This is a genomic window from Streptomyces sp. NPDC096136 (genome assembly GCF_044763325.1).
Classification (GTDB): domain Bacteria; phylum Actinomycetota; class Actinomycetes; order Streptomycetales; family Streptomycetaceae; genus Streptomyces.
Genome location: NZ_JBIWFZ010000007.1, coordinates 71538 through 95409, shown reverse-complemented (window position 1 = coordinate 95409; position 23872 = coordinate 71538). Strand labels below are relative to the sequence as shown.

Below are 23872 nucleotides of genomic sequence, written 5' to 3'. Positions count from 1 at the left end.
CGGTGGTGGGGTCGGCGGCGGGTCAGCCGCGGATGCAGGGGCGCAGCCGCTCGACGGCGCCGGGGAACCGCCGGGCCAGGTCGTCGGCCCGGGCGATGGACTGGTCCCGGTAGTCGAAGCCGGGCGCGACGATCTCGCTGATCAGCCCGTGGGAGACGCCCTCCGGGAGCCGGCTGGCCTTCCACCAGCCGCCCGGGCAGGTGAACACCAGGACCTGGCCGGCCCCGGCGTCCTCGCCCATGACCACCTCGTGCACGACGCCGTCGGGGGAGAGCAGCTGGTAGTGGAGGGGGCCGCCCGCGTTCAGGAAGTGGGTGATGTGGGCGTTGTTGAGGTGCAGGTACCCGATCGGCGAGTCGCGGTCGAGCAGGTAGTGGATCGTGTTGGCCAGGGGGCGCGTGCCCCGGCCGGTCTCCAGCGTCCCGGCGGACTCGTAGTACTGGCGGAAGTAGCCGCCCTCGATGTGCGGTTCGAGCCCGAGGGCCTCGTCCAGCGGCTGTTCGTCCGCGGCGGCCGGCACGGCCACCTGCGGCAGCTCCGGCCAGGCGGTGTCCCGCTCGGCCTCCTCGAAGGCCAGGCCGGGTACGAGGGACTCGCTCCAGAGACCGGCCGCGCCGGCCGCGAGCTCCACGGCGTACCACCGGCCGGCGGGCACGGTCAGCTGGAACGGTTCGCCGGAGGCGGGGAACCCGCCGAGGGGCCGTCCCCCGGGCCGGCCCTCCCCGTCCCGGGTCCACAGCAGCAGCACGGTGTCCGGCCCGTGCGGGGGATGGCGTACGAGGACGGTGTCCGCCTCCGCCCGCCGCCAGTCGGTACGCGGAGCCCGTGCGCCCAGCAGCCGGGTGCGGAAGGACATCACCCGCCGCTCCAGCGGGGCTCCGTCGTAGGAGTCGTGTGCGCCCGGCCCTCCCGCCCAGCCGCCGTCGGCGGCGGGCGCGAGGCCGAGGAGGCGTATCAGGTCGTCGGTTCGATCCATGGGTGCGTGCGTCCCCGGGGTGTCGGAAGGGCGGATGGCGTCGGGTCAGTACCGGTAGGAGTCCGGCTTGTACGGGCCGGCGGCCGGGACGCCGAGATAGGCGGCCTGCGCCTCGGTCAGGGTGGTCAACTCCGCGCCCAGGGCCCCGAGGTGCAGCCGGGCCACCTCCTCGTCGAGGTGCTTGGGCAGCGCGTGCACGCCGACCGGGTAGCCGTCCGCCCCGGTGTACAGCTCCAGCTGTGCGAGCACCTGGTTGGCGAAGGAGCCGGACATCACGAAGCTGGGGTGCCCGGTGGCGTTGCCCAGGTTCAGCAGCCGCCCCTCGGACAGCACGATCAGCGTGTGCCCGTCCGCGAACGTCCACTCGTCCACCTGCGGTTTGACCGTCTGCCGCCGGATCCCGGGCAGGGCCGCCAGTCCCACGAGATCGATCTCGCCCTCGGCGTGGCCCATGTTCCCGACGATCGCCTGGTGCTTCATCCGGGCCAGGTGGCCGGCGGTGACGACGTGCCGGCTGCCCGTGGTGGTCACCACGATGTCGGCCCCCTCGACCACCGAGTCCAGCGCGGCGACCTGGTAGCCGTCCATGGCGGCCTGGAGCGCGCAGATCGGGTCGATCTCGGTGACCACCACGCGGGCGCCCTGACCCCGCAGCGCCGCGGCGCAGCCCTTCCCTACGTCGCCGTAACCGCAGACCACCGCGGTCTTGCCGCCGATCAGCACGTCCGTCGCGCGGTTGATCCCGTCGATCAGGGAGTGCCGGCAGCCGTAGATGTTGTCGAACTTCGACTTCGTCACCGAGTCGTTGACGCTGATCGCGGGGAAGAGCAGGGCACCCGACGCGGCCAGCCGGCGCAGCCGGTGCGCCCCGGTCGTGGTCTCCTCGGTGACCCCGCGCACGCCCCGCGCGATCCGGCTCCACCGGTCCGGTTCCTCGGCCCGCACCGCGGCCAACAGCCCCGCCAGGGCTTCCTCGAGCTCGTCGCCGTCCGGATCGGGGGCGGGCGCGGAGCCCGCCCGTTCCCCTTCCACGCCCCGGTGCAGGAGCAGGGTGGAGCCGGCCGCGTCGTCGAGCAGCATGTTCGGCCCCCGCCCGTCGGGCCAGCACAGCGCCCGCTCGACGCACCACCAGAACTCCTGCGGGCTCTGCCCCTTCCAGGCGAACACCGGGACCCCCGCCCGCCCGCCGCCGGGCCCCACCGCCACGGCCGCCGCCGCGGCGTCCTGGGTGGACAGCACGTTCGAGCCGGCCCAGCGGACCCGCGCGCCCAGGGCGGTCAGCGTCTCGATCAGCACCGCCGTCTGCACCGTCATGTGCAGCGTCCCCGTGATCCGCGCGCCCGCCAGGGGCTGCTGCCCCGCGTACCGTGCGCGCAGCGCCGTCAGGGCCGGCATCTCGTGCTCGGCCAGGCGGATCTCGGTACGTCCCCGCGCGGCCAGGGACAGGTCCGCCACCCGCAGGTCCCGGCCCTCGGGGTACCCGGCGGAGCGGGTGCGGGGCACCGGGTCCGCCGTCCCCCGTGCGGACGGCTGTGTGGTCCGGCTGGCTGCCGAGGTCATGGGTGGCCTCCCCCTGTTCGGTGGTCGTCCCTGGAGGGTGGCCGCCGCGGTGAACACGGCTCAAGGGGTTGCCCGTTGCCCGATGGGACCGGCAACCCCGTCCCGCCCGGGAGGCGGAAATGCGCGCCCTCGTTGCCCCGTTGCCAGAAACGGGCAACCCCTTGTCCGCCTGAATCGCACCGGGAAGGCTTCAGGGCAGAGGGAACACCGCCTCCGGAACAGCCGGTCCGTGGAAGTCCCTCCCGTCTGAGAAAGGAGGTGTTCGGACATGCGCAACCACGCTGTGGGCCTCCGCCCGCGCCTCGACAAGGTCAAGGCCGGCCGCTGAGCCCGATCCTGACCCCATGGTGAGTGCCGCGGCCCCTGCGTCCGCGGCACTCACCGGCATATCCGGGCGCCGGCTCCGGCAGTTTCCCGGCGCCCGGTGCCAGACCCCGGAATTCCGCGAAGAATTCCTTTCGAATGTTGAGGTGGAGCCCGTCGTGTCAGCCGACCCCAAGCCTTTTCTCATCCGCCCCACGGGCTGCCTTTTCGTGCTGTCGGGACCTTCCGGTACGGGAAAGACCTCGTTGAGCCGGGCCATGGTCGCGGCCGACCCGACCCTGGCCGGCACGCGGTCCGTCACCACGCGTGAGCCGCGCCCGGGAGGCGGCGAGGAGCACTACGACCACGTGACCCGCGACGAGTTCCTCAAGATGGCCGACAACGGCGAGTTCGTGCAGTGGATCCACCCGTCCTTCGACGAGTACTACGGGACCCTGCTCGCGCCCGTCCGGCAGGCCCTCGACGAGGGCCGCGACCTGGTCCTCGACTACTGCCCCGAGGGGTACCTGAACCTGAAGAGGGCCTTCCCGGAGCAGACCGTCGGCGTCTTCGTGATGGCACCGAGCGTGCAGATGATGGACCGGCGCCTCGCGGGCCGCGGCAGCGAGAACGAGCAGGAGCGCGAGCTGCGCCACACCATGGCGCTGCGCGACTTCAACTTCGTCGACCGGCACGACTACCACGTGGTCAACGACGACTTCGAGGAGACGCTGGCCACCCTGATGGCGATCCGCCGGGCCGAGAAGGCCCGGCTGACGCACCAGCGCGGCGTACTCGCGGCCTACGCGCGCCACGCCGAGCCGGCACTGCTGCGCTACTACTGAGCGGAGCGCCCCCTGCCCCGGGGCCCGAGGCAGCAGGCGCCCCCTTCCGGCGGCCCCTAGAGCTCGGTGACCCTGCCGTCCGCGACCTCCAGCCGTCGGGTCACGTGGACGGCGTCCAGCATGCGGCGGTCGTGGGTGACCAGCAGCAGGGTGCCCTCGTAGGAGTCGAGGGCGGACTCCAGCTGCTCGATGGCCGGCAGGTCCAGGTGGTTCGTCGGCTCGTCCAGCACCAGGAGGTTCACCCCGCGGCCCTGGAGCAGTGCCAGGGCCGCCCGGGTGCGCTCGCCCGGGGAGAGGGTCGCCGCCGGGCGCAGCACGTGCGCCGCCTTGAGGCCGAACTTGGCCAGCAGCGTCCGGACCTCCGCCGGCTCGGTGTCCGGGACCGCCGCGCAGAAGGCCTCCAGCAGGGATTCCTCCCCGAGGAACAGGCCGCGGGCCTGGTCGACCTCGCCGACCATGACGCCCGAGCCCAGAGTGGCGGAGCCGGAGTCCGGGGCCAGCCGGCCCAGCAGCACCGCGAGGAGGGTGGACTTGCCGGCGCCGTTGGCCCCGGTGATCGCCACCCGGTCCGCCCAGTCGATCTGGAGGCTGGCCGGGCCGAAGGCGAAGCCCCCGCGCTTGACGGCCGCCTCGCGCAGGGTGGCGACGACCGCGCCGGAGCGCGGGGCCGCCGCGATCTCCATGCGCAGCTCCCACTCCTTGCGCGGCTCCTCGACGACCTCCAGCCGCTCGATCGCCCGCTGCGTCTGGCGGGCCTTCGCGGCCTGCTTCTCGCTGGACTCGCCGCGCAGGGCCCGGCCGATCTTGTCGTTGTCGGAGGACTTGCGGCGGGCGTTGCGCACGCCCTTGTCCATCCAGTTGCGCTGCATCTGCGCGCGGCCCTCGAGGGCGGCCTTCTTGTCCGCGTACTCCTCGAACTCCTCGCGGGCGTGGCTGCGGGCCCGCGCGCGCTCCTCCAGGTACGACGCGTAGCCGCCGCCGTAGAGGTTGATCTGCTGCTGGGCCAGGTCGAGTTCGAGGACCTTGGTGACGGTGCGGGTCAGGAACTCGCGGTCGTGGCTGATGACGACCGTGCCCGCGCGCAGCCCCGTCACGAAGCGCTCCAGCCGCTCCAGACCGGCGAGGTCCAGGTCGTTGGTGGGCTCGTCGAGGAGGAACACGTCGTAGCGGGAGAGGAGGAGCGAGGCGAGGCCGGCGCGGGCGGCCTGGCCGCCGGACAGGGCCGTCATCGGCAGGTCCAGGCTCACGGCCAGGCCCAGCTCGTCCGCGGTCTCCTGGGCGCGCTCGTCCAGGTCGGCGCCGCCGAGGTTCAGCCAGCGGTCCAGGGTCTCCGCGTACGCGTCGTCGGCGCCCGGGGTGCCGTCCACCAGCCCCTGCGTGGCCTCGTCCAGCGCCGCCTGCGCGGCCGCGACCCCGGTACGGCGCGCGAGGAACTCGCGTACCGTCTCGCCCTCGCGCCGCTCGGGCTCCTGGGGGAGGTGGCCGACGGCCGCGCCGGGCGGGGAGAGCCGCAGCTCACCGGTCTCGGGGGTGTCCAGCCCGGCGAGCAGCCGCAGCAGGGTCGACTTCCCGGCGCCGTTGACGCCGACGAGGCCGATGACGTCGCCGGGCGCGACGACGAGGTCGAGGCCGGCGAAGAGCGTGCGCTCGCCGTGCGCGGCGGTGAGGTTCTTGGCGACGAGGGTTGCAGTCATGATGCCCCGATCCTATCGGCGCGCCGCCGGCCCGCGGCCTACCCGCCGGTCAGGCGCAGGCCGGCCCACAGGGCGGCCACCGCCGCGGCGATCGCGGCCGGGGTGGTGAGCAGCCCGAGGCGGGTGAAGTCGCCCAGTCGGACGTCCTCGCCGTGCGCGTGCAGCATCCGCCGCCACAGCAGGGTGGCCAGCGAGCCCGCGTAGGTGAGGTTGGGGCCGATGTTCACGCCGATCAGCACGGCCAGCACCACGCCCGGCCCGCCCGGCGCGGCCAGGGGGAGGAGGGCGAGGACGGCGGGGAGGTTGTTGATCAGGTTGGCGAGCAGGGCGGCCACCCCGGCCACGGCCAGCAGCGCGGGCAGCGCGTCCCCGTCGGGCAGCAGCCACTCCAGGCCGTCGCCGAGCCCGTGGTCCACCACGGCCCGTACGACCACCCCCAGCGCGAGGACGAACAGGCAGAACGCCGGCGCGGTGGAGGCCGCCAGCCGCCGCGGCGTGGTCTCGCGGCGCCACAGCGCCCGTACGCCCAGCGCCACCGTGCCGGCCAGCCCGGCCCAGGCCGGGCTCGCCCCCGCGAACGAGGCGACGCCGAAGCCCGCCAGGGTCAGCAGCAGCACGGCCAGCGCGAAGCGGGGCAGGGGCGCGGGCTCCGCCGCCCCGGGCACGTGCTCGGGCGGCGCCGCCAGGTCGGCCCGGAAGAACCGGCGGAACGCCGCGTACTCCACCGCGATCGCGACCGTCCAGGGCAGGGCCATCAGCGCCGCGAACCGGGTGAAGGACAGCCCGCTCGCGGCGAAGGCCAGCAGGTTCGTCAGGTTGGAGACGGGCAGCAGCAGCGAGGCCGTGTTCGCCAGGTGGGCGGTGGCGAACACGTGCGGGCGCGGGCGGGCGCCCAGCCGGGCGGAGGTGGCCAGCACCACCGGCGTCAGCAGCACCACCGTGGCGTCCAGGCTCAAGGCGGCCGTCACCGCCGAGGCCACCAGGAACACCCCGCCCAGCAGCCCCGCCGCCCCCCGCCCGGCCGCACGCCGGGCGACGGCGGCCCCGGCCGCCCGGAACAGGCCCTCGTCCGCGCACAGCTGGGCGAGCGCCAGGATCACCGCCAGGAAGCCGACCACGGGCAGCAGCCCGCGCAGCTGCTCCCACGCGTCGGACGGCGACACCACCCCCAGCGCGACGAGCAGCCCGGCGGCCGGCACGGCGGCGGCCGCCTCGGGCAGCCCGCGCGGGCGCACCACGGCGAAGGCCAGGACCAGGATCAGCAGGGCGCAGGAGAGCGTCTCGGCGAGGACGGTGTTCAGGGCGGTGCTCCGGAGGGGCGCGGGGGCGACGCACCAGGATCGCACCCCCGCTCCCGCCGCCTTCCGCCGGATGTCCGGATAGGTGGGATGCACGTCATTGCGGCCGCCGGAGCCCCGTCACACCATGGAGCCATGCCACTGCGAGACGTGCTGGTCGTCGTGTACGACGGGGTCCAGAGCCTGGACGTGACGGGCCCGGTCGAGGTCTTCGACGGGGCCGGCCGCTGCCGCCCGGACGACGGCGGGTACGCGGTGCGGACGGTCTCCCCCGGGGGCGGTCCGGTCCGGACCGGCAGCGGGCTGCACCTGCTGCCGGACGGGGACCTGGAGAGCGCCCGCCCCGGCCCGGGCACCACCCTGCTGGTGCCCGGCGGCCGGTTCACCGGGGACTTCGAGCCCCGGATCACCGACTGGCTGCGCGCGTACGGGGGTCGTGCGGGGCGGCTGGTGTCCGTCTGCACCGGCGGCCTGCTGCTGGCGGAGGCCGGGCTGCTGGACGGGCGGCGGGCGACGACCCACTGGGCGGCGAGCGAGCGGATGGCACGGGACTACCCGCGGGTGGAGGTGGACCCCGACCCCATCTACGTCCGGGACGGACCGGTCGCCACCTCGGCCGGGGTCACCGCGGGGATCGACCTCGCGCTGGCCCTGGTGGAGGAGGACCTCGGGCGGGACGCGGCGCTGCTGATCGCCCGGCACCTGGTGGTCTTCCTGCGCCGGCCGGGGAACCAGGCGCAGTTCAGCGCACAGCTGGCCGCCCAGACGGCGCGGCGCGAGCCCCTGCGGGAGGTGCAGCGGTGGATATCGGAGCACCCGGGCGGGGACCTGAGCGTGGAGGCGCTCGCGGCCCGGGCCGCGCTGTCGCCCCGGCACTTCGCGCGGGCCTTCCAGGCGGAGACGGGGGTGACTCCGGGCAGGTACGTCGAGCGGGTGCGGGTGGAGCACGCGCGGCGCCTGCTGGAGGAATCGGGGGAAGGGGTGGCCCGGATCTCCCGTGCCTGCGGCTACGGCACCCCCGAGGCGCTCCGCCGCGCCTTCGTGAAGACCCTGGGCCAGTCCCCGGCCGAATACCGCCGCCGCTTCGGCACCCCGCCCGCGTAGCCCGCCCCGCGCGGCGGACACCCCGGCACACCGTCACGACAACCGCTCCGGAGGAGACATGCAGATCGCCGTACTGCTCTACGACCGCTTCACCGCCCTCGACGCCATCGGCCCCTACGAGACCCTCAGCCGCCTCGACGGCGCCGAGACCGTCTTCGTCGCGGAGCGCCCCGGTCCGGTGCGGACCGACAACGGCGCGGCCGTCCTCGTCGCCGAGAAGGCCCTCGACGAGGTGACCCGCCCCGACATCGTCATCGTCCCCGGCGGCCCGCACCCCGAGATCGAGATGAAGAACCCGGCGGTCCTGGACTGGCTGCGCACCGTCGACGCCACCACCACCTGGACCACGTCCGTCTGCACCGGCTCGCTGCTCCTCGCCGCCGCCGGGCTGCTCGACGGGCGCCGGGCGACCAGCCACTGGCTCTACCTCGACCGGCTGGCCCCCTTCGGCGCCGAGGCCACCGGCGAGCGCGTGGTCTTCGACGGGAAGTACGTCACCGCCGCCGGGGTCTCCTCCGGCCTCGACATGGGCCTCGGCCTCCTCGGGCGGATCGCGGGGGACCAGTACGCCCAGACCGTGCAGCTGATGTGCGAGTACGACCCCCGGCCGCCCTACGACGCCGGCTCGCCGGACAAGGCCCCGGCCGAGATCGTCGCCCGGCTGCGCGCGGCTAATCCTTTGACGGGAGGGGCTGCCAGCTGAAGGCCGGGTCCCGGCGTTCCAGGAAGGCGGCGACACCCTCCGCGGTGTCGCCGCTCGCGGCGGCCTGGCCGCTCCAGTGGGCGTCGCGGTCCGTGCGCCCGTCCGCGAACTCCTTCGCCGCGGCCTGCGTCAGCTGCGAGCGGGTGGTCAGGATCCGGGCGAACCCGGCCACCCGCCCCTCCAGCGCGCCGGCCGGGAGCAGCTCGTTGAGGAACCCGGCCCGCAGCGCGGCCTCCGCCCCGATCAGCTCGGCCGAGAAGAGCAGGTACTTGGCCCAGGCCGGGCCGACCAGGGAGGCCAGCCGCCGGGTGGAGGAGGCCGGGTAGACGATGCCCAGCTTCGCCGGGGTGACCCCGAAGCGCGCCCCCTCCTCCGCGAACCTCAGGTCGCAGGCCGCCGCGAGCTGGCTGCCGCCGCCCACGCAGAAGCCGCGGACCGCCGCGACCGTCGGCTTGGGGAACGCGGCCAGGGCCTCCTCCGCCGCCACCGAGAGGGCCTGCGGGTCCTCGTCCCCGGTGAGGGAGGAGATGTCTGCGCCCGCGCAGAAGGTCCCGCCGGCGCCCGTGAGGACCAGCACCCGGACGGCCGGGTCGTCGGCCAGTTCCGCCAACAGCCCGGGCAGGGCCCGCCACATCGCGGCGGTCATGGCGTTGCGCTTCGCCGGGTGGGAGATGGTGACGGTGGCCACCCCGTCGGCGACCGCGTGGTGGAGGGCTGCGTCCATGCGCCGGATGCTATCCCGGGGCGACGATCCTATGATCAAGGGGATTCCGTCCCCGGGGGGTGCGAGGAGGTGGCACGCCCATGGGCGCCGACCGGAAGGCCGCGCAGCCGCAGCAGGAGAGGAAGAGGCTCCGGCGGAGCCTCGGACTGCTGGCGCTCCTGGGGGTGGTCCTCGTGCTGGCCGGGCTGGTGGGCCTGGTCTACGCCGGCGTGGCCACCCTGACCTCGATGTTCCTCTTCGGCTGGCTGCTGCTGGTCGGCGGTGCGGTCGGCCTCGTCCACGCGGTGCAGTCGCGCGGGACCGGCTTCTTCTGGCTCGCCCTGATCGTCGCCGCCGTCAACCTCGCCGCCGGCTTCGTGATCCTGCGGCGCCCCGAGGCGAGCGCCGAGGCGCTGACCATGTTCGCCGCCCTGTTCTTCCTCGTCGGCGGGGTGTTCCGGCTCGTGGGCTCCCTGGTGGTGCGCGGGCCGCACCTCGGGCTCTCCCTGGTCCAGGGGGCCTTCGGCGTCCTGCTCGGCGTCCTGGTCCTCGCCGAGTGGCCCGGCAGCAGCCTGTACGTGATCGGGACCTTCTTCTCCCTCGCCCTGCTGTTCGACGGGCTGAGCCTGGTGGCCGCGGGCACGGGCGGCCGGCGGATCCTGGGTCTGGTCAGGGAGGACGGGGACGAAGGGCCGGACGCGGCAGACACTGCCAAGCGGAGCGTGGCGGATCAGGAACAGTCCAACAACTGACTCCGTCATACTCCAGCGGTCAGAAAGTGTCCGAATGCCGCTGACTTCTGGTCAGTCGAGCGGTCCGGACCGGGCCGCTCGCCACTCTTGACGCGTGGAGACGATCGAGCGCGAAGACGGGGGCCGGAAGATGGACGACAGCGGGAGCATCCCGCAGGCCAGGGAGGGGGAGACGGCGGCCCCGGCCGACCCCCTCGCGTACGAGGGGGTCTGGCGCTTCACCGTGCCGGCGGTAGAAGAATCCGTTCCGCAGGCCCGCCGGGCGGTCCGCGACCTGCTCGGCCGCCGGCAGGTGCCGGCCACCCAGGACCTGGTGTACTCCCTGCTGCTGATCGTCTCCGAGCTGGTGACGAACTCGGTCCGGCACGCCGCGCTGCTCTCGCCGGAGGTGGCCGTCGAGGTGGCGGTGGGCCGGGAGTGGGTACGGGTGGCCGTCGAGGACGACCACCCCTACCGGCCCAAGGCGCTGGAGGCCGACTTCGGCCAGACCGGCGGCCGGGGCCTGCTGCTGGTCCGCGAGGTCACCCGCGAGGCCGGCGGGGTGTGCGACGTCGAGCACACCTCCACCGGCGGCAAGGTGATCTGGGCCGCCCTGCCACTGGGAGCCCCGGCCCGCCCCCTCTGAGCCCGGCCCGCGCCTGCGGGGTCCCCGCCGGGGGAGCGCCGCGCGACCGCACCGGCACCGGCGCAGCGGCTACCAGCCGGCCGCGTCGCCGGTCAGCTCGCGGATCGCGGGGCGCGCGGCGTCGAGCACCGTCATGAACCAGGCCGAGAACGGCACTTCCGCGTGCCGCTTCGCCAGCTCCTCGGCCGTGACGAAGGCGGTGTCCCCGACCTCCTCCGGATCCGGGTCCAGCGAGGCCTGGGCCAGTCCCACGAACAGGTGGTTGTACTCCTGCTCCACCAGACCCGAGGCGGGGTCGGGGTGGTTGTAGCGCACCGTGCCCGCCTCCGCGAGCAGCGAGGGCGACAGCCCCAGCTCCTCGTGGGTGCGCCGGGCCGCCGCCGCGAACGGGGACTCGCCGGGGTAGGGGTGACCGCAACAGGTGTTCGACCAGACGCCGGGGGAGTGGTACTTCCCGAGGGCGCGCTGCTGGAGCAGCAGCCGGCCCTGCTCGTCGAAGAGGAACACGGAGAACGCCCGGTGCAGCAGACCGGGGGCCTGATGGGCGGAGAGCTTCTCCGCCGTGCCGATGGTGTTGCCGGACTCGTCGACCAGTTCGAGCATGATCGATTCTTGAGCGCCGGTGCCGGCGGACGCGCTGCTGGTGGCGTCAGTGGCTGATGTGGTCGGCATACCCATCCTTCGCTTCGGACTTCGGTCTTCAGTCTGCCGTACAAAAGAGGCTTGTCCCCACTTCGGTCATCCGCGCATGTCCGCCCCCCGCCGCGTGATAAACGGCGGGGGGCGGACGGTCCGCCGGCGCCTCAGATCCCGAAGGGGGCCGGATACCCGATCGTGCCCGACGGCACGGCCGCGGAACCGTCCAGCACCAGCGCCATCATGGCCTCGTCCGGCACCTCGAAGGGAGCCGTGATCCCGTAGCGCGACGCGGGCAGGAACCCGAAGCGGGCGTAGTACGACGGATGCCCCAGGACCAGCACCAACGCCTCCCCGCGCCCCGCGGCGGCCGCGAGCAGCGCCCGTACGACGGCACTGCCCGCGCCCGAGCGCTGGAGCGCGGGATCGGCGGCCACGGGGGCGAGCGCGAGCGCCGGCGCACCGTCGACCGTGCACCGGGTCAGCAGGGCGTGCGCCGCCACCTTCCCGTCCGGGCCCTCGGCCACGTACGAGAGCCCCGGGAGCCAGGATCCGTCGGCCCGCAGCGCGTCCACGAGATCAGCCTCCAGCGGGGTCTCGAAGGCCGACAGGTTGACGGCCCGCACGGCCGCCGCGTCCGCCGCCTTCTCGGGCCGGGTCCGCCAGCGGCCCCCGCCCGCGGCCGGGTCGCCGGCGCTCACCGGGGCCAGGACCCAGCCCCGGCGGCCGAGCGGGCCGTCGGACCCGGCCCGGTCGGAGTCCGGCTGGAGGAGGCTGCCCAGCAGCCGGTAGCCGGCCGCCTGGACCGCCGCGGTGTCGCGGGCGGAGGAACGCAGCGGGTACCGCGGCTCCCGGAAGGCCCGGCCCCCGGCCGAGGGCTCCCCGGCGGTCCACTCGCACGTGCTCAGCACGAGCCGGCCGCCGGGCGCGAGCAGCCGCTTCCACTCGGAGAGCGCCCGGTCGAAGCCCGGGGGCACCTCCCGGGGGCGGCCGGGAGAGCAGGCGCAGCCCTCCGCCCACACGAGGTCGAAGGAGCCGTCCTGGAAGGGGAGCGCTCCCCTGTCGGCGCGCACCGCGCGGACGCGCCCGCCCAGGCCCCGGGACGCGGCCGCGGCGCGCAGTTCCTCCAGGAACGGGGCGTGCGGGTCGACGGCGGTCACTTCGGCGCGCCCCGCCCCGCCCGCCTCGGCGGCGAGCAGCAGGGCGCTGCGGCCCGGACCGCAGCCGATGTCGAGGACGCGCGGCCGCTCGGGCAGCGGCCCGCACAGGGACAGCAGGTGCCGGGTGGAGGTGTCGGAGCCGGGGGACTGCCGGGGCAGCCCGCGGGGCAGCTCCATGGACGCCGCGAAGACCTCGTCGGCGCGGTCGCGGGAGCTGTCGTCGGTGTACTCGGTGGTGTCGGTCAACGCGAACCCTTGAACGGGGGCTCCGGCCGACGGGGCCGATCTGTCGGGAGGGAGGGGATCAGGCCCGGCCGGACGCCCGGGAAGACGGGGGGACGTACCGGAGTTCGCCGCGCACGGCAGCGATCGCTGCGACGGTCATCGACATCCACCTCTTCCACGTTCCGAGCCGGCGTCCACCTTAACATCCGCTCTCAAACCGGACGGATGTGGGCCGAACGGCTGATGAATGCCGCCTTCCATTCATCCGATAGCCTCTGCCGACAGCCGCGTCCGCCGTGCCGCCGCTCTTTCCGCAGCCCACAAGGCGCCCGCCCGGACATGTTTCGTCGCAAGGAGTGAGTTCGTCTGTCGACCGTCATCCTCACCGGCCTGCCGGTCCCCGGATCACCGCTTGAAGACGAGCTCCGTTCGCTCGGGTTCGACGTCCGCCCGGTCACCGCTCCCGAGGACACCGCCGCGGCCCTGGCCGACGTGCCGGCCGCGCAGCGCGTGGCCGTCGTCGACAGCGGCTTCGTCGGGCACCCGCACGCGCTGCGCCTCGCGCTGACCGACCCGCGCTTCGACGCCTGCGCCGTGACCGGCGCCTTCGCCGTCCAGGCCGGGGCCCGCGCGGCCCTGGAGCGGGCCGCGACGCTGTCCCCGGACGGCGAGGGCCCGTACGCGGACCGGCTCGCCGCCGCCGTCGAGGCCTCCGGCACCCCCGTCCAGCGGCCCGAGCTCGGCACCCTGGTCGCCGCCGTGCCCTCCGGCGAGGAGGAGCGCGCCGAGGCCCTGGCCGCCGTCGCGGCCGTGGACGACGAGGCCGTCCGGCTGCGCACCGCCGTGAAGTCCCGCGACGGGTTCTTCACCACCTTCTGCATCAGCCCGTACTCGCGCTACATCGCCCGCTGGTGCGCGCGCCGCGGCCTGACCCCGAACCAGGTCACCACCGCCTCCCTGCTCACCGCGCTGCTCGCGGCGGGCTGCGCCGCCACCGGCGAGCGCTGGGGCTACGTGGTCGCCGGCGTGCTGCTGCTCTTCTCCTTCGTCCTGGACTGCACCGACGGGCAGCTCGCCCGCTACTCGCTCCAGTACTCGACGATGGGCGCCTGGCTGGACGCGACCTTCGACCGGGTCAAGGAGTACTCCTTCTACGCCGGGCTCGCGCTCGGCGCGGCCCGTGACGGGGACGACGTCTGGGCGCTCGCGCTCGGCGCGATGATCCTGATGACCTGCCGGCACGTGGTGGACTTCTCCTTCAACGAGGCCAACCACGACGCCACCGCCAACACGAGCCCCACGGCCGCCCTCTCGGACCGGCTCGACAGCGTCGGCTGGACCGTCTGGGTCCGGCGGATGATCATCCTTCCGATCGGCGAGCGCTGGGCGATGATCGCGGTCCTGACCGCCACCACCAGCCCCCGGATCGTCTTCTACGCCCTGCTGGTCGGCTGCGCCTTCGGCGCCCTGTACACCACCGCCGGACGGGTCCTGCGCTCGCTGACCCGCAAGGCGCGGCGCACGGACCGGGCCGCCCAGGCCCTGGCCGACCTCGCCGACTCGGGCCCGATCGCGGAGCTGGTCGCCAAGGCGGCCTCCCGCCCCAGGTCCCTCGCGCGCCTGCCCTTCGCCGTGCTCGGCGCCGTGCTGGTGGTCGGCGTCGCCTGGTACGAGCCGTTCGGCAGCACGACGGTGGTCTGCGCCGCCCTGCTGTACGCCCTGCTCAGCGGCGACGCGGTCGGGATCCCGCCGCGCGGGGCGCTGGACTGGCTGCTGCCCCCGCTGTTCCGGGCCGCCGAGTACACCACCGTGCTCGTCCTCGCCGTCAAGGCGGACGTCCCCGGGGCCCTTCCGGCCGCATTCGGACTGGTCGCGGCGGTCGCCTACCATCACTACGACACGGTCTACCGCATCCGCGGTGGCTCGGGCGCCCCCCCGCGCTGGCTCGTGCGGACGACGGGCGGTCACGAGGGCAGGGTCCTGCTGGCCGTGGTCCTGGCAGCCGTCCTCGCCCGTGAGGCGTTCCCCGTCGCGCTCACGGCCGTGGCCGTGTTCGTGGCTCTGGTGGTGCTCGTGGAGAGCATCCGCTTCTGGGTCTCCGCCGGAGCACCCGCCGTACACGACGAAGGAGAACCAGCATGATCGGCCTTGTACTCGCTGCCGGTGCCGGACGCCGTCTGCGTCCCTACACCGACACCCTGCCCAAGGCCCTCGTGCCCGTCGGCCCCGAGGGGCAGGAGGACAGCCTCACCGTCCTCGACCTGACCCTGGGCAACTTCGCCGAGGTCGGCCTGACCGAGGTCGCGATCGTCGTCGGCTACCGCAAGGAGGCCGTGTACGAGCGCCGCGAGGCCCTGGAGGCCAAGTACGGCCTGAAGATCACGCTGATCGACAACGACAAGGCCGAGGAGTGGAACAACGCCTACTCCCTGTGGTGCGCGCGCGAGGTCCTCAAGCAGGGCGTGATCCTCGCCAACGGCGACACCGTCCACCCGGTCTCGGTCGAGAAGACCCTCCTCGCCGCCCGCGGCGACGGCCAGAAGATCATCCTCGCCCTCGACACGGTCAAGAGCCTGGCCGACGAGGAGATGAAGGTCGTCACCGCCGACGGCCTGGGCGTGCGGAAGATCACCAAGCTGATGGAGCCGTCCGACGCGACCGGCGAGTACATCGGCGTCACCCTCATCGAGCCCGAGGCCGCCGCGCAGCTGGCCGAGGCCCTGAAGACCACCTTCGAGCGCGACCCCGACCTCTACTACGAGGACGGCTACCAGCAGCTCGTCGACGACGGCTTCACCATCGACGTGGCCCCCATCGGCGACGTGAAGTGGGTCGAGATCGACAACCACGACGACCTCGCCAAGGGCCGGACGATCGCATGCCAGTACTGACGCGGCTGATCCCCTCGCCGGTCGTCGTCGACATCAGCTGCGGGGCGATGGACAAGCTGGACGGCATCCTCGCCGACCAGCGGATCTCCGCGTCCGGCCGGCTGGCGATCGCGATCAGCGGGGGCTCCGGGCAGGCGCTGCGCGCCCGTCTGGAGCAGGCCCTGCCGCACGCCGACTGGTACCCGGTCGTCGACGGCACCATCGACTCGGCGGTCAAGCTGGCCGACGACATAAAGGGCCGCCGCTACGACGCCGTCGTGGGGCTGGGCGGCGGCAAGATCATCGACGTGGCGAAGTACGCCGCGGCGCGGGTCGGGCTGCCCATGGTGGCGATCGCCACCAACCTCTCCCACGACGGCATCTGCTCCCCGGTGTCCATCCTGGACAACGACAACGGCCGGGGCTCCTACGGCGTGCCCACGCCGATCGCCATGGTCATCGACCTCGACGTGATCCGTGAGGCGCCCACCCGCTTCATCCGGGCCGGCATCGGCGACGTGATCTCCAACATCTCGGCCATCGCCGACTGGGAGCTCTCGCACAAGATCACGGGTGAGGCCGTGGACGGCCTGGCCGCCGCCATGGCCCGCACCGCCGGCGAGTCCGTCCTGCGCCACCCCGGCGGCTGCGGCGACGACGAGTTCCTCACCGTGCTCTCCGAGGCCCTCGTGCTCTCCGGCATCGCCATGTCGATCAGCGGCGACTCCCGCCCCTCGTCCGGCGCCTGCCACGAGATCAGCCACGCCTTCGACCTGCTCCACCCCGGGCGCTCCGCGCTCCACGGCGAGCAGGTCGGCATCGGCGCCGCCTTCGCCATGCACCTGCGCGGGGCCGCCGAGCAGAGCGGCCTGTTCACGGAGGTCCTGCGCCGCCACGGGCTGCCCGTGCTGCCCGAGGAGATCGGGTTCAGCGCGGACGAGTTCGTCGCCGCCGTCGAGTACGCCCCCCAGACCCGTCCGGGACGCTTCACGATCCTGGAGCACCTCAACCTGTCCGCAGCCGAGATCAGGGACGCTTACGCCGACTATGCCCAGACCATCCGTAGCTGAACTCCGGCCCGTCGTCCATCCGGCGGGCGTCAAGGACCGGCGCAGTGGCGAGCACTGGGGCGGACGCCTCTACATGCGCGAGGTCTCCCTGCGCATCACCCGCCTGCTGGTCACCACCAAGGTCACGCCCAACCAGCTGACCTACGTGATGACCCTCTGCGGAGTCCTCGCCCTCCCGGCCCTGCTGGTGCCCGGGATCCTCGGCGCCGTCCTCGGCGTGGTCGCGGTCCAGCTCTACCTGCTGCTCGACTGCGTCGACGGCGAGGTGGCCCGCTGGAAGAAGCAGTACTCGCTCTCCGGGGTCTACCTGGACCGGGTCGGCGCCTACCTGTGCGACGCGGCCGTCCTGACCGGCTTCGGCCTGCGCGCCGCCGACCTGTGGGGCGGCGGGTCCGTCGACTGGCTCTGGGCCTTCCTGGGCACCCTCGCCGCGCTCGGCGCGATCCTGATCAAGGCCGAGACGGACCTGGTCGGCGTCGCCCGGCACCAGGCCGGCAAGCCCGTGGTCCAGGACTCCGCCGCCGAGCCGCGCTCCTCCGGCATGGCCCTGGCCCGCCGGGCCGCCGCCGCGCTGAAGTTCCACCGCCTCGTCCTGGGGATCGAGGCCTCCCTGCTCATCCTGGTGCTGGCCGTCCTCGACCAGATCCACGGCGACCTGTTCTACTCCCGCCTGGGCGTCGCCGTCCTGGCCGGCATCGCGCTGCTGCAGACCGTGCTGCACCTGGTGTCCATCCTCGTGTCGAGCAGGCTGCGGTGACCGCCCCGCTGCGCGTCGGTGCGGTGATCATCACCATGGGCGACCGCCCCGACGAACTGAAGGCGCTCCTGGACTCGGTGGCCCGGCAGGACGGCGACCCCGTCCAGGTGGTCGTCGTCGGCCAGGGCGTGGAGGTCACCGGCCTCCCGGAGGGGGTGCGCACGGTGCACCTCCCGGAGAACCTGGGCATCCCCGGCGGCCGCAACGTCGGCATCGAGGCCTTCGGCCCGGCCGGCCGCGACGCGGACGTGCTGCTCTTCCTCGACGACGACGGGCTGCTGGAGCGCACCGACACCGCGGAGCTGTGCCGGCAGGCCTTCGCCGAGGACCCCGAGCTCGGGATCGTCAGCTTCCGGATCGCCGACCCTGACACCGGGGCCACCCAGCGCCGCCACGTGCCCCGGCTGCGCGCCTCGGACCCGATGCGCTCCTCCCGCGTGACCACCTTCCTGGGCGGCGCCAACGCCGTCCGCACGAAGGTCTTCGAACAGGCCGGCACCCTGCCGGCCGAGTTCTTCTACGCCCACGAGGAGACCGACCTGGCCTGGCGGGCCCTCGACGCCGGATGGCTGATCGACTACCGCGCGGACATGGTCCTGCTGCACCCGACCACCGCGCCCTCGCGGCACGCGGTCTACCACCGCATGGTGGCGCGGAACCGGGTCTGGCTCGCCCGCCGCAACCTGCCCGCCCCGCTGGTCCCGGTCTACCTGGGCGTCTGGCTCGGGCTGACCCTCGTGCGCAGGCCCTCGGCGCCGGCGCTCAAGGCCTGGTTCGGCGGGTTCAAGGAGGGCTGGACCACCCCCTGCGGTCCCCGGCGCCCCATGAGGTGGCGCACGGTCTGGCGGCTGACGCGGCTGGGCCGACCGCCTGTCATCTGAGAAGCTCGCGTCTGGGACCATGGGCCCCGATCACGGGTCCGGCGCTCCAGCCCCGATGCCCCACCTGACCTGCCGCATCTTGAAGACGGAAAGTTTCAACTTGTGAGTGACACAACCCACGACGGCGCCCTCGCCACGAGCAGGCCGCCGTCCGACGACGCGGGGCTCAGCCCCGCGGAGCTCGCCAGGAAGTACGGCCTGTCCGTCAGCGGCGCGCGGCCCAGCCTGGGCGGATACGTGCGGCAGCTCTGGGGTCGGCGCCACTTCATCATGGCCTTCTCCCGGGCCAAGCTGGTGGCGCAGTACAGCCAGGCCAAGCTCGGCCAGATCTGGCAGGTGGCGACCCCCCTGCTGAACGCGCTCGTCTACTACCTGATCTTCGGCCTCATCCTGAACGCGGGCCGCGGCATGGAGAAGAGCGTCTACATCCCGTTCCTGGTGATGGGCATCTTCGTCTTCACCTTCACCCAGAACTCGCTGATGGCGGGTGTCCGGGCGATCCCCACGAACCTCGGCCTGGTCCGCGCGCTGCACTTCCCGCGCGCCTCGCTGCCCATCTCCTTCTCGATGCAGCAGCTCCAGCAGCTGCTCTACTCGATGGTCGTCGTGTTCGTCGTCGCCGTGGCCTTCGGGAACTACCCGGCGCTGTCCTGGCTGCTGGTCGTCCCGGCGCTGGCCCTCCAGTTCGGCTTCAACACCGGCCTCGCCCTGATCTTCGCGCGCATGGGGTCCAAGACCCCCGACCTCGCGCAGCTCATGCCGTTCCTCACGCGCACGTGGATGTACGCCTCGGGCGTCATGTTCTCGATCAGCACCATGCTGAAGGGCAAGCCGCAGTGGGTCTCCGACGTCCTCCAGTGGAACCCCGCGGCGATCTACATGGACCTGGTCCGCTTCGCCCTGATCAAGGACTACGGCGCCGAGAACCTCCCGCCGCACGTCTGGGCCTTCGCGATCGGCTGGGCCGTCCTCATCGGCGTCGGCGGATTCGTGTACTTCTGGAAGGCTGAGGAGCGTTACGGCCGTGGCTGACATCACCCAGGGCCGCGTGCCCACCGTCATCGCGGACGAGGTGCACATCGTGTACCGCGTCAACACCGGCAGCTCCGGCAAGGGAAGCGCCACCGCGGCGCTCAGCAAGATACTCCGCCGCGGCAAGGGCGACGCCCCGGGCGTGCGCCGGGTCCACGCCGTGCGCGGTGTCTCCTTCACCGCCTACCGCGGCGAGGCCATCGGCCTCATCGGCTCCAACGGCTCCGGCAAGTCCACCCTGCTGCGCGCCATCGCGGGCCTGCTGCCCTGCGAGTCCGGCAAGGTCTACACCGACGGCCAGCCCTCCCTGCTGGGCGTCAACGCCGCGCTGATGAACGACCTCACCGGTGAGCGCAACGTCGTCCTCGGCGGTCTCGCGATGGGCATGAGCCGCGAGCAGATCAAGGAGCGCTACGAGGACATCGTCGACTTCTCGGGGATCAACGAGAAGGGCGACTTCATCTCCCTGCCGATGCGCACCTACTCCTCCGGCATGGCCGCGCGCCTGAGGTTCTCGATCGCCGCCGCCAAGGACCACGACGTCCTGATGATCGACGAGGCGCTCGCCACCGGCGACCGCAAGTTCCAGGTCCGCTCCGAGGCGCGCATCCGCGAGCTGCGGGAGAAGGCCGGCACGGTCTTCCTCGTGAGCCACAACAACAACTCCATCCGCGACACCTGCAGCCGGGTGCTGTGGCTGGAGAAGGGCGAGCTCCTCATGGACGGGCCCACCGAAGAGGTCGTCTCGGCGTACGAGAAGGCCAGCGGTCACTGACCGGCCGACGCGCCGTCACGCAGGCCCCTGCCGCTCCCCGCGGCGGGGGCCTCGCCATGCGGCCGACATTCCGGGCGTGGTGGCCACCCGATAGGCCCCCGCGGTGTTGTACAGCGTAAGCTGGACCAGTTCTCAATCGCGCCAAGAGGGGACGATTCCCCGCAGCCGGTTCGCCCGGGATACTCCCCGGTAAACTCCGCGGCGTGTCCGAAATGGGATGACTTGGGTCAGCAGTGTAGAACGGGAGACGTGACGGCAATGGCTACGGGAATTCTGCGGCCCCCAGGCACGCCAGCCGTCCCGGCCCCGGGCGGCGGGCGGTGACCCCCGGGCACGGCCTCCGCCACCCGTCGGCCCCGGCCCCCGGCACCGCCACCCTCGCCAAGGCCGCCTCGGAGAACTTCCCCGTCGCCCCCGCCTTCCTGCCCCGCGCCTGGCGCCAGGGCCTGATGGCGGTCTACGGGTTCGCCCGCCTCGTCGACGACATCGGCGACGGCGACCTCGCCCCCGGCGGACGCGACGCCGTCCTCCTCGGCCTCGACCCGGCCGCCGCCGACGACCGCCTCGCGATGCTCGACGCCCTGGAGGCCGACCTGCTGCGCGTCTTCGGCGGTACCGACGGCCCCCCGCGCCATCCCCTGCTGCTCGCCCTCCAGCCCGTCGTGCGCGACCACCGGCTCGGCCGCGAGCACTTCCTCGGGCTCATCGAGGCCAACCGCCAGGACCAGAAGGTCGCCCGCTACGCGACGTACGGGGAGCTCCTCGCCTACTGCGAGCTCTCCGCCAACACCGTCGGCCGCCTCGTGCTGGAGCTCACCGGCACCAGCACCCCGGAGCGGATCCGCCGCTCCGACGCGGTCTGCACCGCCCTGCAGATCGCCGAACACCTCCAGGACGTGGCCGAGGACCTCGGCCGCGACCGGATCTACCTCCCGGCCGAGGACATGCGGCGCTTCCGCGTCGCCGAATCCGACCTCGCGGCCCGCTCCGCCGGAGCCGGCGTCCGCTCCCTGATCGCCTTCGAGGCGGAACGCGCGCAAGCTCTCCTGGACGAGGGCGCCCCGCTCGTGGGCAGCGTCCACGGCAGGCTGCGGCTGCTGCTCGCGGGGTTCGTGGGAGGCGGTCGGGCCGCCCTGCGGGCGATCTCGGCCGCCGGCTTCGACGTCCTGCCCGGCCCGCCCAAGCCCACCCGCGGCCAACTCCTGCGCGAGGTGGCCGCCGTCCTGCGCACAGCGCCGAGAAAGGGGTGAGCCCCACCGTGGAGGGCCCCAACCACGCGTCCGCTCCGTCCGCCCCGGTCCTCGCCGCCTACAGCTACTGCGAGGCCGTGACCGGAACCCAGGCGCGCAATTTCGCGTACGGCATCCGGCTGCTGCCCACCGACAAGCGGCAGGCGATGTCCGCGCTGTACGCCTTCTCGCGGCGCGTCGACGACATCGGCGACGGCACCCTCGCCCCCGAGGCCAAACTGGCCCGCCTGGAGGAGACCCGCGCCCTCCTCGGCCGGATCCGGGCCGAGGAGATCGAGGAGGACGACACCGACCCGGTCGCCGTCGCCCTCGCGCACGCCGCCCGCCGCTTCCCCATCCCGCTCGGCGGCCTCGACGAGCTCATCGACGGCGTCCTGATGGACGTCCGCGGCGAGGAGTACGAGACCTGGGAGGACCTCAAGGCCTACTGCCGCTGCGTCGCCGGGGCCATCGGCCGGCTCTCGCTCGGCGTGTTCGGCACCGTCGGCCCCGGCGAGCGCGCCGAGGAGTACGCCGACACCCTGGGCCTGGCCCTCCAGCTCACCAACATCCTGCGCGACGTCCGCGAGGACGCCGGCAACGGGCGCACCTACCTGCCCGCCGAGGACCTCGCCAAGTTCGGCTGCTCCGAGGGCTTCCAGGGTGGCCGGGCCCCCGCCGGCTCCGACTTCCCGGGCCTGGTCCACCACGAAGTCCGGCGCGCACGGGCCCTGTTCACCGAGGGCTACCGGCTGCTGCCGATGCTCGACCGGCGCAGCGGCGCCTGCGTGGCCGCGATGGCCGGCATCTACCGGCGCCTGCTGGACCGCATCGAACGCGAACCCGGCGCCGTCCTGCGCGGGCGCGTCTCGCTGCCGACCCACGAGAAGGCGTACGTGGCCGTGCGCGGCCTGTCCGGCCTCGACGCCCGCACCATCTCCCGCCAGAGCGCCCGGAGGCGCGGCTGATGCCCCCGACCACGACCCCGGCCCGGGCCTGCGCCCCGGCGGGCCCCGCCCGTCACGCCGGCCCGGGAGCCCGCGCCGGCTCCGACGGGGCGTCCCCCGGCCCGGCCGGCTCCCGCGGCGCGACGGTGTACCGTCCGGCGGCCGCCGCCGGCCGCGAGGACCGCACCCGCGTGCGGGCAACCACCCGGGGCGGGTCGGCGTCCGACCGTGCGGGCCGCGCGGCACCCTCCGGCCCGGCGGGCCGGACCCGTACGACGACACACCCGGGCCCGGCGGGCCCGCGCACGACCCCGGAGGCGTCATGAGCGGCAGCGGAAGCGGCGGCGACGACCGCGCCGTCGTCATCGGAGGCGGCCTCGCCGGAGTCACCGCCGCCCTCGAACTCGCCGACGCCGGACTGCGGGTCACCCTCCTCGAAGGGCGCCCCCGCCTCGGCGGCCTCGCGTTCTCCTTCAAGCGCGGCGACCTGACCGTCGACAACGGCCAGCACGTCTACCTGCGCTGCTGCACCGCCTACCGGTGGTTCCTCGACCGCGTCGACGGCGCCGCCCTCGCCCCGCTCCAGGACCGGCTCGACGTCCCCGTCCTCGACGTCGCCCACCCCGCCGGACCCCGGCTGGGCCGGCTGCGCCGCAGCGCCCTGCCCGTCCCCCTGCACCTCGCCGCCTCGCTGGCCCGCTACCCGCACCTCTCCCTCGCGGAGCGCGCGGCCGTCGGCCGCGCCGCCCTCGCGCTGCGCCGCCTCGACCCCGCCGACCCGGCGCTCGACGGCCTCGACTTCGCGACCTGGCTCGCGCGCTACGGCCAGTCCCCGCGCACCGTCGCCGCCCTGTGGGACCTCGTCGGCATCGCCACCCTCAACGCCACCGCCCGCAACTGCTCCCTGGGCCTGGCCGCCATGGTGTTCAAGACCGGCCTGCTCTCCGAGAACGGCGCCGCCGACATCGGCTGGGCCCGCGTCCCCCTCGGCGAACTCCACGACACCCTCGCCCGCAAGGCCCTCGACTCCGCCGGGGTCCGCACCCGGCTGCGCACCCGCGTCACCGCCGTCTCCCGCAGCGGCGAGGGGAACTGGCGGGTCGACACCGACGGCGAGTCCCTCGACGCGGGCACCGTCGTACTCGCCGTCCCGCAGCGCGAGGCCCACGGACTGCTGCCCCCCGGCGCGCTCGCCGACCCCGACAAGCTGCTCGACATCGGCACCGCCCCCATCCTCAACGTCCACGTGGTCTACGACCGCAAGGTGCTCCGGCAGCCCTTCTTCGCCGCCCTCGGCACCCCCGTCCAGTGGGTCTTCGACCGCAGCGACTCCTCCGGACTCACCGACGGCGGCCAGTACCTGGCCGTGTCCCAGTCCGCCGCCCAGGACGACATCGACGAGCCCGTCTCCGTCCTGCGCGCCAAGTACCTGCCGGAACTGGAACGACTGCTGCCGGCCGCCCGGGGCGCGAAGGTGCGGGACTTCTTCGTCACCCGCGAGCGCACCGCCACCTTCGCCCCCGCCCCCGGCGTCGGCCGGCTGCGCCCCGGCCCCCGGACCGACACGCCGGGGCTCTATCTCGCCGGTGCGTGGACCGCCACCGGCTGGCCCGCGACCATGGAGAGCGCCGTCCGCAGCGGCCTCGGCGCGGCACACGCCGCGCTCGCCGCGCTCGGCCGCCCCCGCGAACATCCTCTGCAGGAGGCGGTATGACGACCACCACGAG

The 23872-nt window shown here is 73.9% G+C and carries 22 protein-coding genes; 15 read left to right on the top strand and 7 right to left on the bottom strand.

The window, feature by feature from the left end; genetic code table 11:
- Positions 1-22: 22 nt before the first annotated feature.
- Both ACIRBY_RS17080 and ahcY read right to left on the bottom strand, forming a co-directional pair.
- On the bottom strand, positions 23-976 hold the full coding sequence (locus ACIRBY_RS17080; RefSeq protein ID WP_403901275.1) for a cupin domain-containing protein: 954 nt from the start codon (positions 974-976) through the stop codon (positions 23-25).
- Positions 977-1021: 45 nt separating this feature from the next.
- Positions 1022-2536, bottom strand: coding sequence for an adenosylhomocysteinase (gene ahcY / locus ACIRBY_RS17075; RefSeq protein ID WP_403901273.1), 1515 nt, complete (start codon positions 2534-2536; stop codon positions 1022-1024).
- 344 nt (positions 2537-2880) lie between these two features.
- Between ahcY and ACIRBY_RS17070 the strand changes: the two genes are divergently transcribed.
- On the top strand, positions 2881-3684 hold the full coding sequence (locus ACIRBY_RS17070) for a guanylate kinase (protein WP_403901272.1): 804 nt from the start codon (positions 2881-2883) through the stop codon (positions 3682-3684).
- Between the two features lie 56 nt (positions 3685-3740).
- On the opposite strand, the gene ACIRBY_RS17065 is transcribed toward ACIRBY_RS17070, so the two are convergent.
- Positions 3741-5378 carry an ABC-F family ATP-binding cassette domain-containing protein gene (locus ACIRBY_RS17065; RefSeq protein WP_403901270.1) on the bottom strand — a complete coding sequence of 546 codons (1638 nt, stop codon included), beginning with the start codon at positions 5376-5378 and terminating at the stop codon, positions 3741-3743.
- 38 nt (positions 5379-5416) lie between these two features.
- Entirely contained in the window at positions 5417-6679 is a 1263-nt protein-coding gene (locus ACIRBY_RS17060; protein WP_403901630.1) for an SLC13 family permease, read from the bottom strand.
- A 132-nt stretch (positions 6680-6811) separates the two neighbouring features.
- Between ACIRBY_RS17060 and ACIRBY_RS17055 the strand changes: the two genes are divergently transcribed.
- Together ACIRBY_RS17055 and ACIRBY_RS17050 are read left to right on the top strand one after the other, a co-directional pair.
- Positions 6812-7780: a GlxA family transcriptional regulator gene (locus ACIRBY_RS17055; RefSeq protein ID WP_403901268.1), complete on the top strand. Its 969-nt coding sequence runs from the start codon at positions 6812-6814 to the stop codon at positions 7778-7780.
- A gap of 58 nt (positions 7781-7838) precedes the next feature.
- Positions 7839-8483, top strand: a complete 645-nt coding sequence (locus tag ACIRBY_RS17050) for a DJ-1/PfpI family protein (protein WP_403901266.1) — start codon at positions 7839-7841, stop codon at positions 8481-8483.
- On the opposite strand, the gene ACIRBY_RS17045 is transcribed toward ACIRBY_RS17050, so the two are convergent.
- On the bottom strand, positions 8452-9207 hold the full coding sequence (locus tag ACIRBY_RS17045; protein ID WP_403901265.1) for an enoyl-CoA hydratase/isomerase family protein: 756 nt from the start codon (positions 9205-9207) through the stop codon (positions 8452-8454). The genes ACIRBY_RS17050 and ACIRBY_RS17045 overlap by 32 nt on opposite strands.
- Before the next feature lie 80 nt (positions 9208-9287).
- Between ACIRBY_RS17045 and ACIRBY_RS17040 the strand changes: the two genes are divergently transcribed.
- Together ACIRBY_RS17040 and ACIRBY_RS17035 are read left to right on the top strand one after the other, a co-directional pair.
- On the top strand, positions 9288-9938 hold the full coding sequence (locus ACIRBY_RS17040) for an HdeD family acid-resistance protein (protein WP_403901263.1): 651 nt from the start codon (positions 9288-9290) through the stop codon (positions 9936-9938).
- Positions 9939-10068: 130 nt separating this feature from the next.
- Entirely contained in the window at positions 10069-10563 is a 495-nt protein-coding gene (locus tag ACIRBY_RS17035; RefSeq protein ID WP_403901629.1) for an ATP-binding protein, read from the top strand.
- A gap of 69 nt (positions 10564-10632) precedes the next feature.
- Here ACIRBY_RS17035 and idi read toward each other — a convergent pair whose 3' ends face one another.
- Both idi and ACIRBY_RS17025 read right to left on the bottom strand, forming a co-directional pair.
- Complete coding sequence (gene idi, locus ACIRBY_RS17030) at positions 10633-11235, bottom strand: isopentenyl-diphosphate Delta-isomerase (RefSeq protein ID WP_403901261.1); 603 nt, start codon at positions 11233-11235, stop codon at positions 10633-10635.
- 131 nt (positions 11236-11366) lie between these two features.
- The gene (locus ACIRBY_RS17025) at positions 11367-12536 is read right to left on the bottom strand and encodes a GNAT family N-acetyltransferase (protein WP_403901628.1); all 1170 of its coding nucleotides are present in this window, start codon (positions 12534-12536) and stop codon (positions 11367-11369) included.
- A 414-nt stretch (positions 12537-12950) separates the two neighbouring features.
- Between ACIRBY_RS17025 and ACIRBY_RS17020 the strand changes: the two genes are divergently transcribed.
- The 10 genes from ACIRBY_RS17020 to hpnE all read left to right on the top strand — a co-directional run bounded on the left by ACIRBY_RS17020 (position 12951) and on the right by hpnE (position 23859).
- Positions 12951-14726: a DUF5941 domain-containing protein gene (locus ACIRBY_RS17020; protein ID WP_403901627.1), complete on the top strand. Its 1776-nt coding sequence runs from the start codon at positions 12951-12953 to the stop codon at positions 14724-14726.
- Positions 14723-15475 (top strand): sugar phosphate nucleotidyltransferase, encoded by a 753-nt coding sequence (locus ACIRBY_RS17015; protein WP_403901259.1) that lies wholly within the window; start codon positions 14723-14725, stop codon positions 15473-15475. The genes ACIRBY_RS17020 and ACIRBY_RS17015 overlap by 4 nt, the downstream gene beginning before the upstream one ends.
- Positions 15463-16524 (top strand): iron-containing alcohol dehydrogenase family protein, encoded by a 1062-nt coding sequence (locus ACIRBY_RS17010; RefSeq protein ID WP_403901257.1) that lies wholly within the window; start codon positions 15463-15465, stop codon positions 16522-16524. Before ACIRBY_RS17015 ends, ACIRBY_RS17010 begins: the two co-directional genes overlap by 13 nt.
- Positions 16502-17281, top strand: coding sequence for a CDP-alcohol phosphatidyltransferase family protein (locus tag ACIRBY_RS17005; protein ID WP_403901255.1), 780 nt, complete (start codon positions 16502-16504; stop codon positions 17279-17281). The genes ACIRBY_RS17010 and ACIRBY_RS17005 overlap by 23 nt, the downstream gene beginning before the upstream one ends.
- 8 nt (positions 17282-17289) lie before the next feature.
- Complete coding sequence (locus ACIRBY_RS17000; protein WP_403901626.1) at positions 17290-18162, top strand: glycosyltransferase family 2 protein; 873 nt, start codon at positions 17290-17292, stop codon at positions 18160-18162.
- A gap of 102 nt (positions 18163-18264) precedes the next feature.
- Positions 18265-19194, top strand: coding sequence for an ABC transporter permease (locus ACIRBY_RS16995; protein ID WP_403901253.1), 930 nt, complete (start codon positions 18265-18267; stop codon positions 19192-19194).
- Complete coding sequence (locus ACIRBY_RS16990; RefSeq protein ID WP_390686805.1) at positions 19187-19969, top strand: ABC transporter ATP-binding protein; 783 nt, start codon at positions 19187-19189, stop codon at positions 19967-19969. Before ACIRBY_RS16995 ends, ACIRBY_RS16990 begins: the two co-directional genes overlap by 8 nt.
- Before the next feature lie 320 nt (positions 19970-20289).
- Positions 20290-21219, top strand: coding sequence for a squalene synthase HpnC (gene hpnC / locus ACIRBY_RS16985; protein WP_403901251.1), 930 nt, complete (start codon positions 20290-20292; stop codon positions 21217-21219).
- Positions 21216-22166 carry a presqualene diphosphate synthase HpnD gene (gene hpnD, locus ACIRBY_RS16980; protein ID WP_403901250.1) on the top strand — a complete coding sequence of 317 codons (951 nt, stop codon included), beginning with the start codon at positions 21216-21218 and terminating at the stop codon, positions 22164-22166. Before hpnC ends, hpnD begins: the two co-directional genes overlap by 4 nt.
- A 301-nt stretch (positions 22167-22467) precedes the next feature.
- Positions 22468-23859, top strand: coding sequence for a hydroxysqualene dehydroxylase HpnE (gene hpnE, locus ACIRBY_RS16975; RefSeq protein ID WP_403901248.1), 1392 nt, complete (start codon positions 22468-22470; stop codon positions 23857-23859).
- Positions 23860-23872 lie beyond the last annotated feature (13 nt).

Coding starts and splice junctions, on each gene's coding strand:
- ACIRBY_RS17080 (WP_403901275.1), bottom strand. CDS start 976: ATGGATCGAACCGACGACCTGATACGCCTCCTCGGCCTCGCGCCCGCC.
- ahcY (WP_403901273.1), bottom strand. CDS start 2,536: ATGACCTCGGCAGCCAGCCGGACCACACAGCCGTCCGCACGGGGGACG.
- ACIRBY_RS17070 (WP_403901272.1), top strand. CDS start 2,881: ATGGTGAGTGCCGCGGCCCCTGCGTCCGCGGCACTCACCGGCATATCC.
- ACIRBY_RS17065 (WP_403901270.1), bottom strand. CDS start 5,378: ATGACTGCAACCCTCGTCGCCAAGAACCTCACCGCCGCGCACGGCGAG.
- ACIRBY_RS17055 (WP_403901268.1), top strand. CDS start 6,812: ATGCCACTGCGAGACGTGCTGGTCGTCGTGTACGACGGGGTCCAGAGC.
- ACIRBY_RS17050 (WP_403901266.1), top strand. CDS start 7,839: ATGCAGATCGCCGTACTGCTCTACGACCGCTTCACCGCCCTCGACGCC.
- ACIRBY_RS17045 (WP_403901265.1), bottom strand. CDS start 9,207: ATGGACGCAGCCCTCCACCACGCGGTCGCCGACGGGGTGGCCACCGTC.
- ACIRBY_RS17040 (WP_403901263.1), top strand. CDS start 9,288: ATGGGCGCCGACCGGAAGGCCGCGCAGCCGCAGCAGGAGAGGAAGAGG.
- ACIRBY_RS17035 (WP_403901629.1), top strand. CDS start 10,069: ATGGACGACAGCGGGAGCATCCCGCAGGCCAGGGAGGGGGAGACGGCG.
- idi (WP_403901261.1), bottom strand. CDS start 11,235: ATGCCGACCACATCAGCCACTGACGCCACCAGCAGCGCGTCCGCCGGC.
- ACIRBY_RS17025 (WP_403901628.1), bottom strand. CDS start 12,536: ATGGAGCTGCCCCGCGGGCTGCCCCGGCAGTCCCCCGGCTCCGACACC.
- ACIRBY_RS17015 (WP_403901259.1), top strand. CDS start 14,723: ATGATCGGCCTTGTACTCGCTGCCGGTGCCGGACGCCGTCTGCGTCCC.
- ACIRBY_RS17010 (WP_403901257.1), top strand. CDS start 15,463: ATGCCAGTACTGACGCGGCTGATCCCCTCGCCGGTCGTCGTCGACATC.
- ACIRBY_RS17005 (WP_403901255.1), top strand. CDS start 16,502: ATGCCCAGACCATCCGTAGCTGAACTCCGGCCCGTCGTCCATCCGGCG.
- hpnE (WP_403901248.1), top strand. CDS start 22,468: ATGAGCGGCAGCGGAAGCGGCGGCGACGACCGCGCCGTCGTCATCGGA.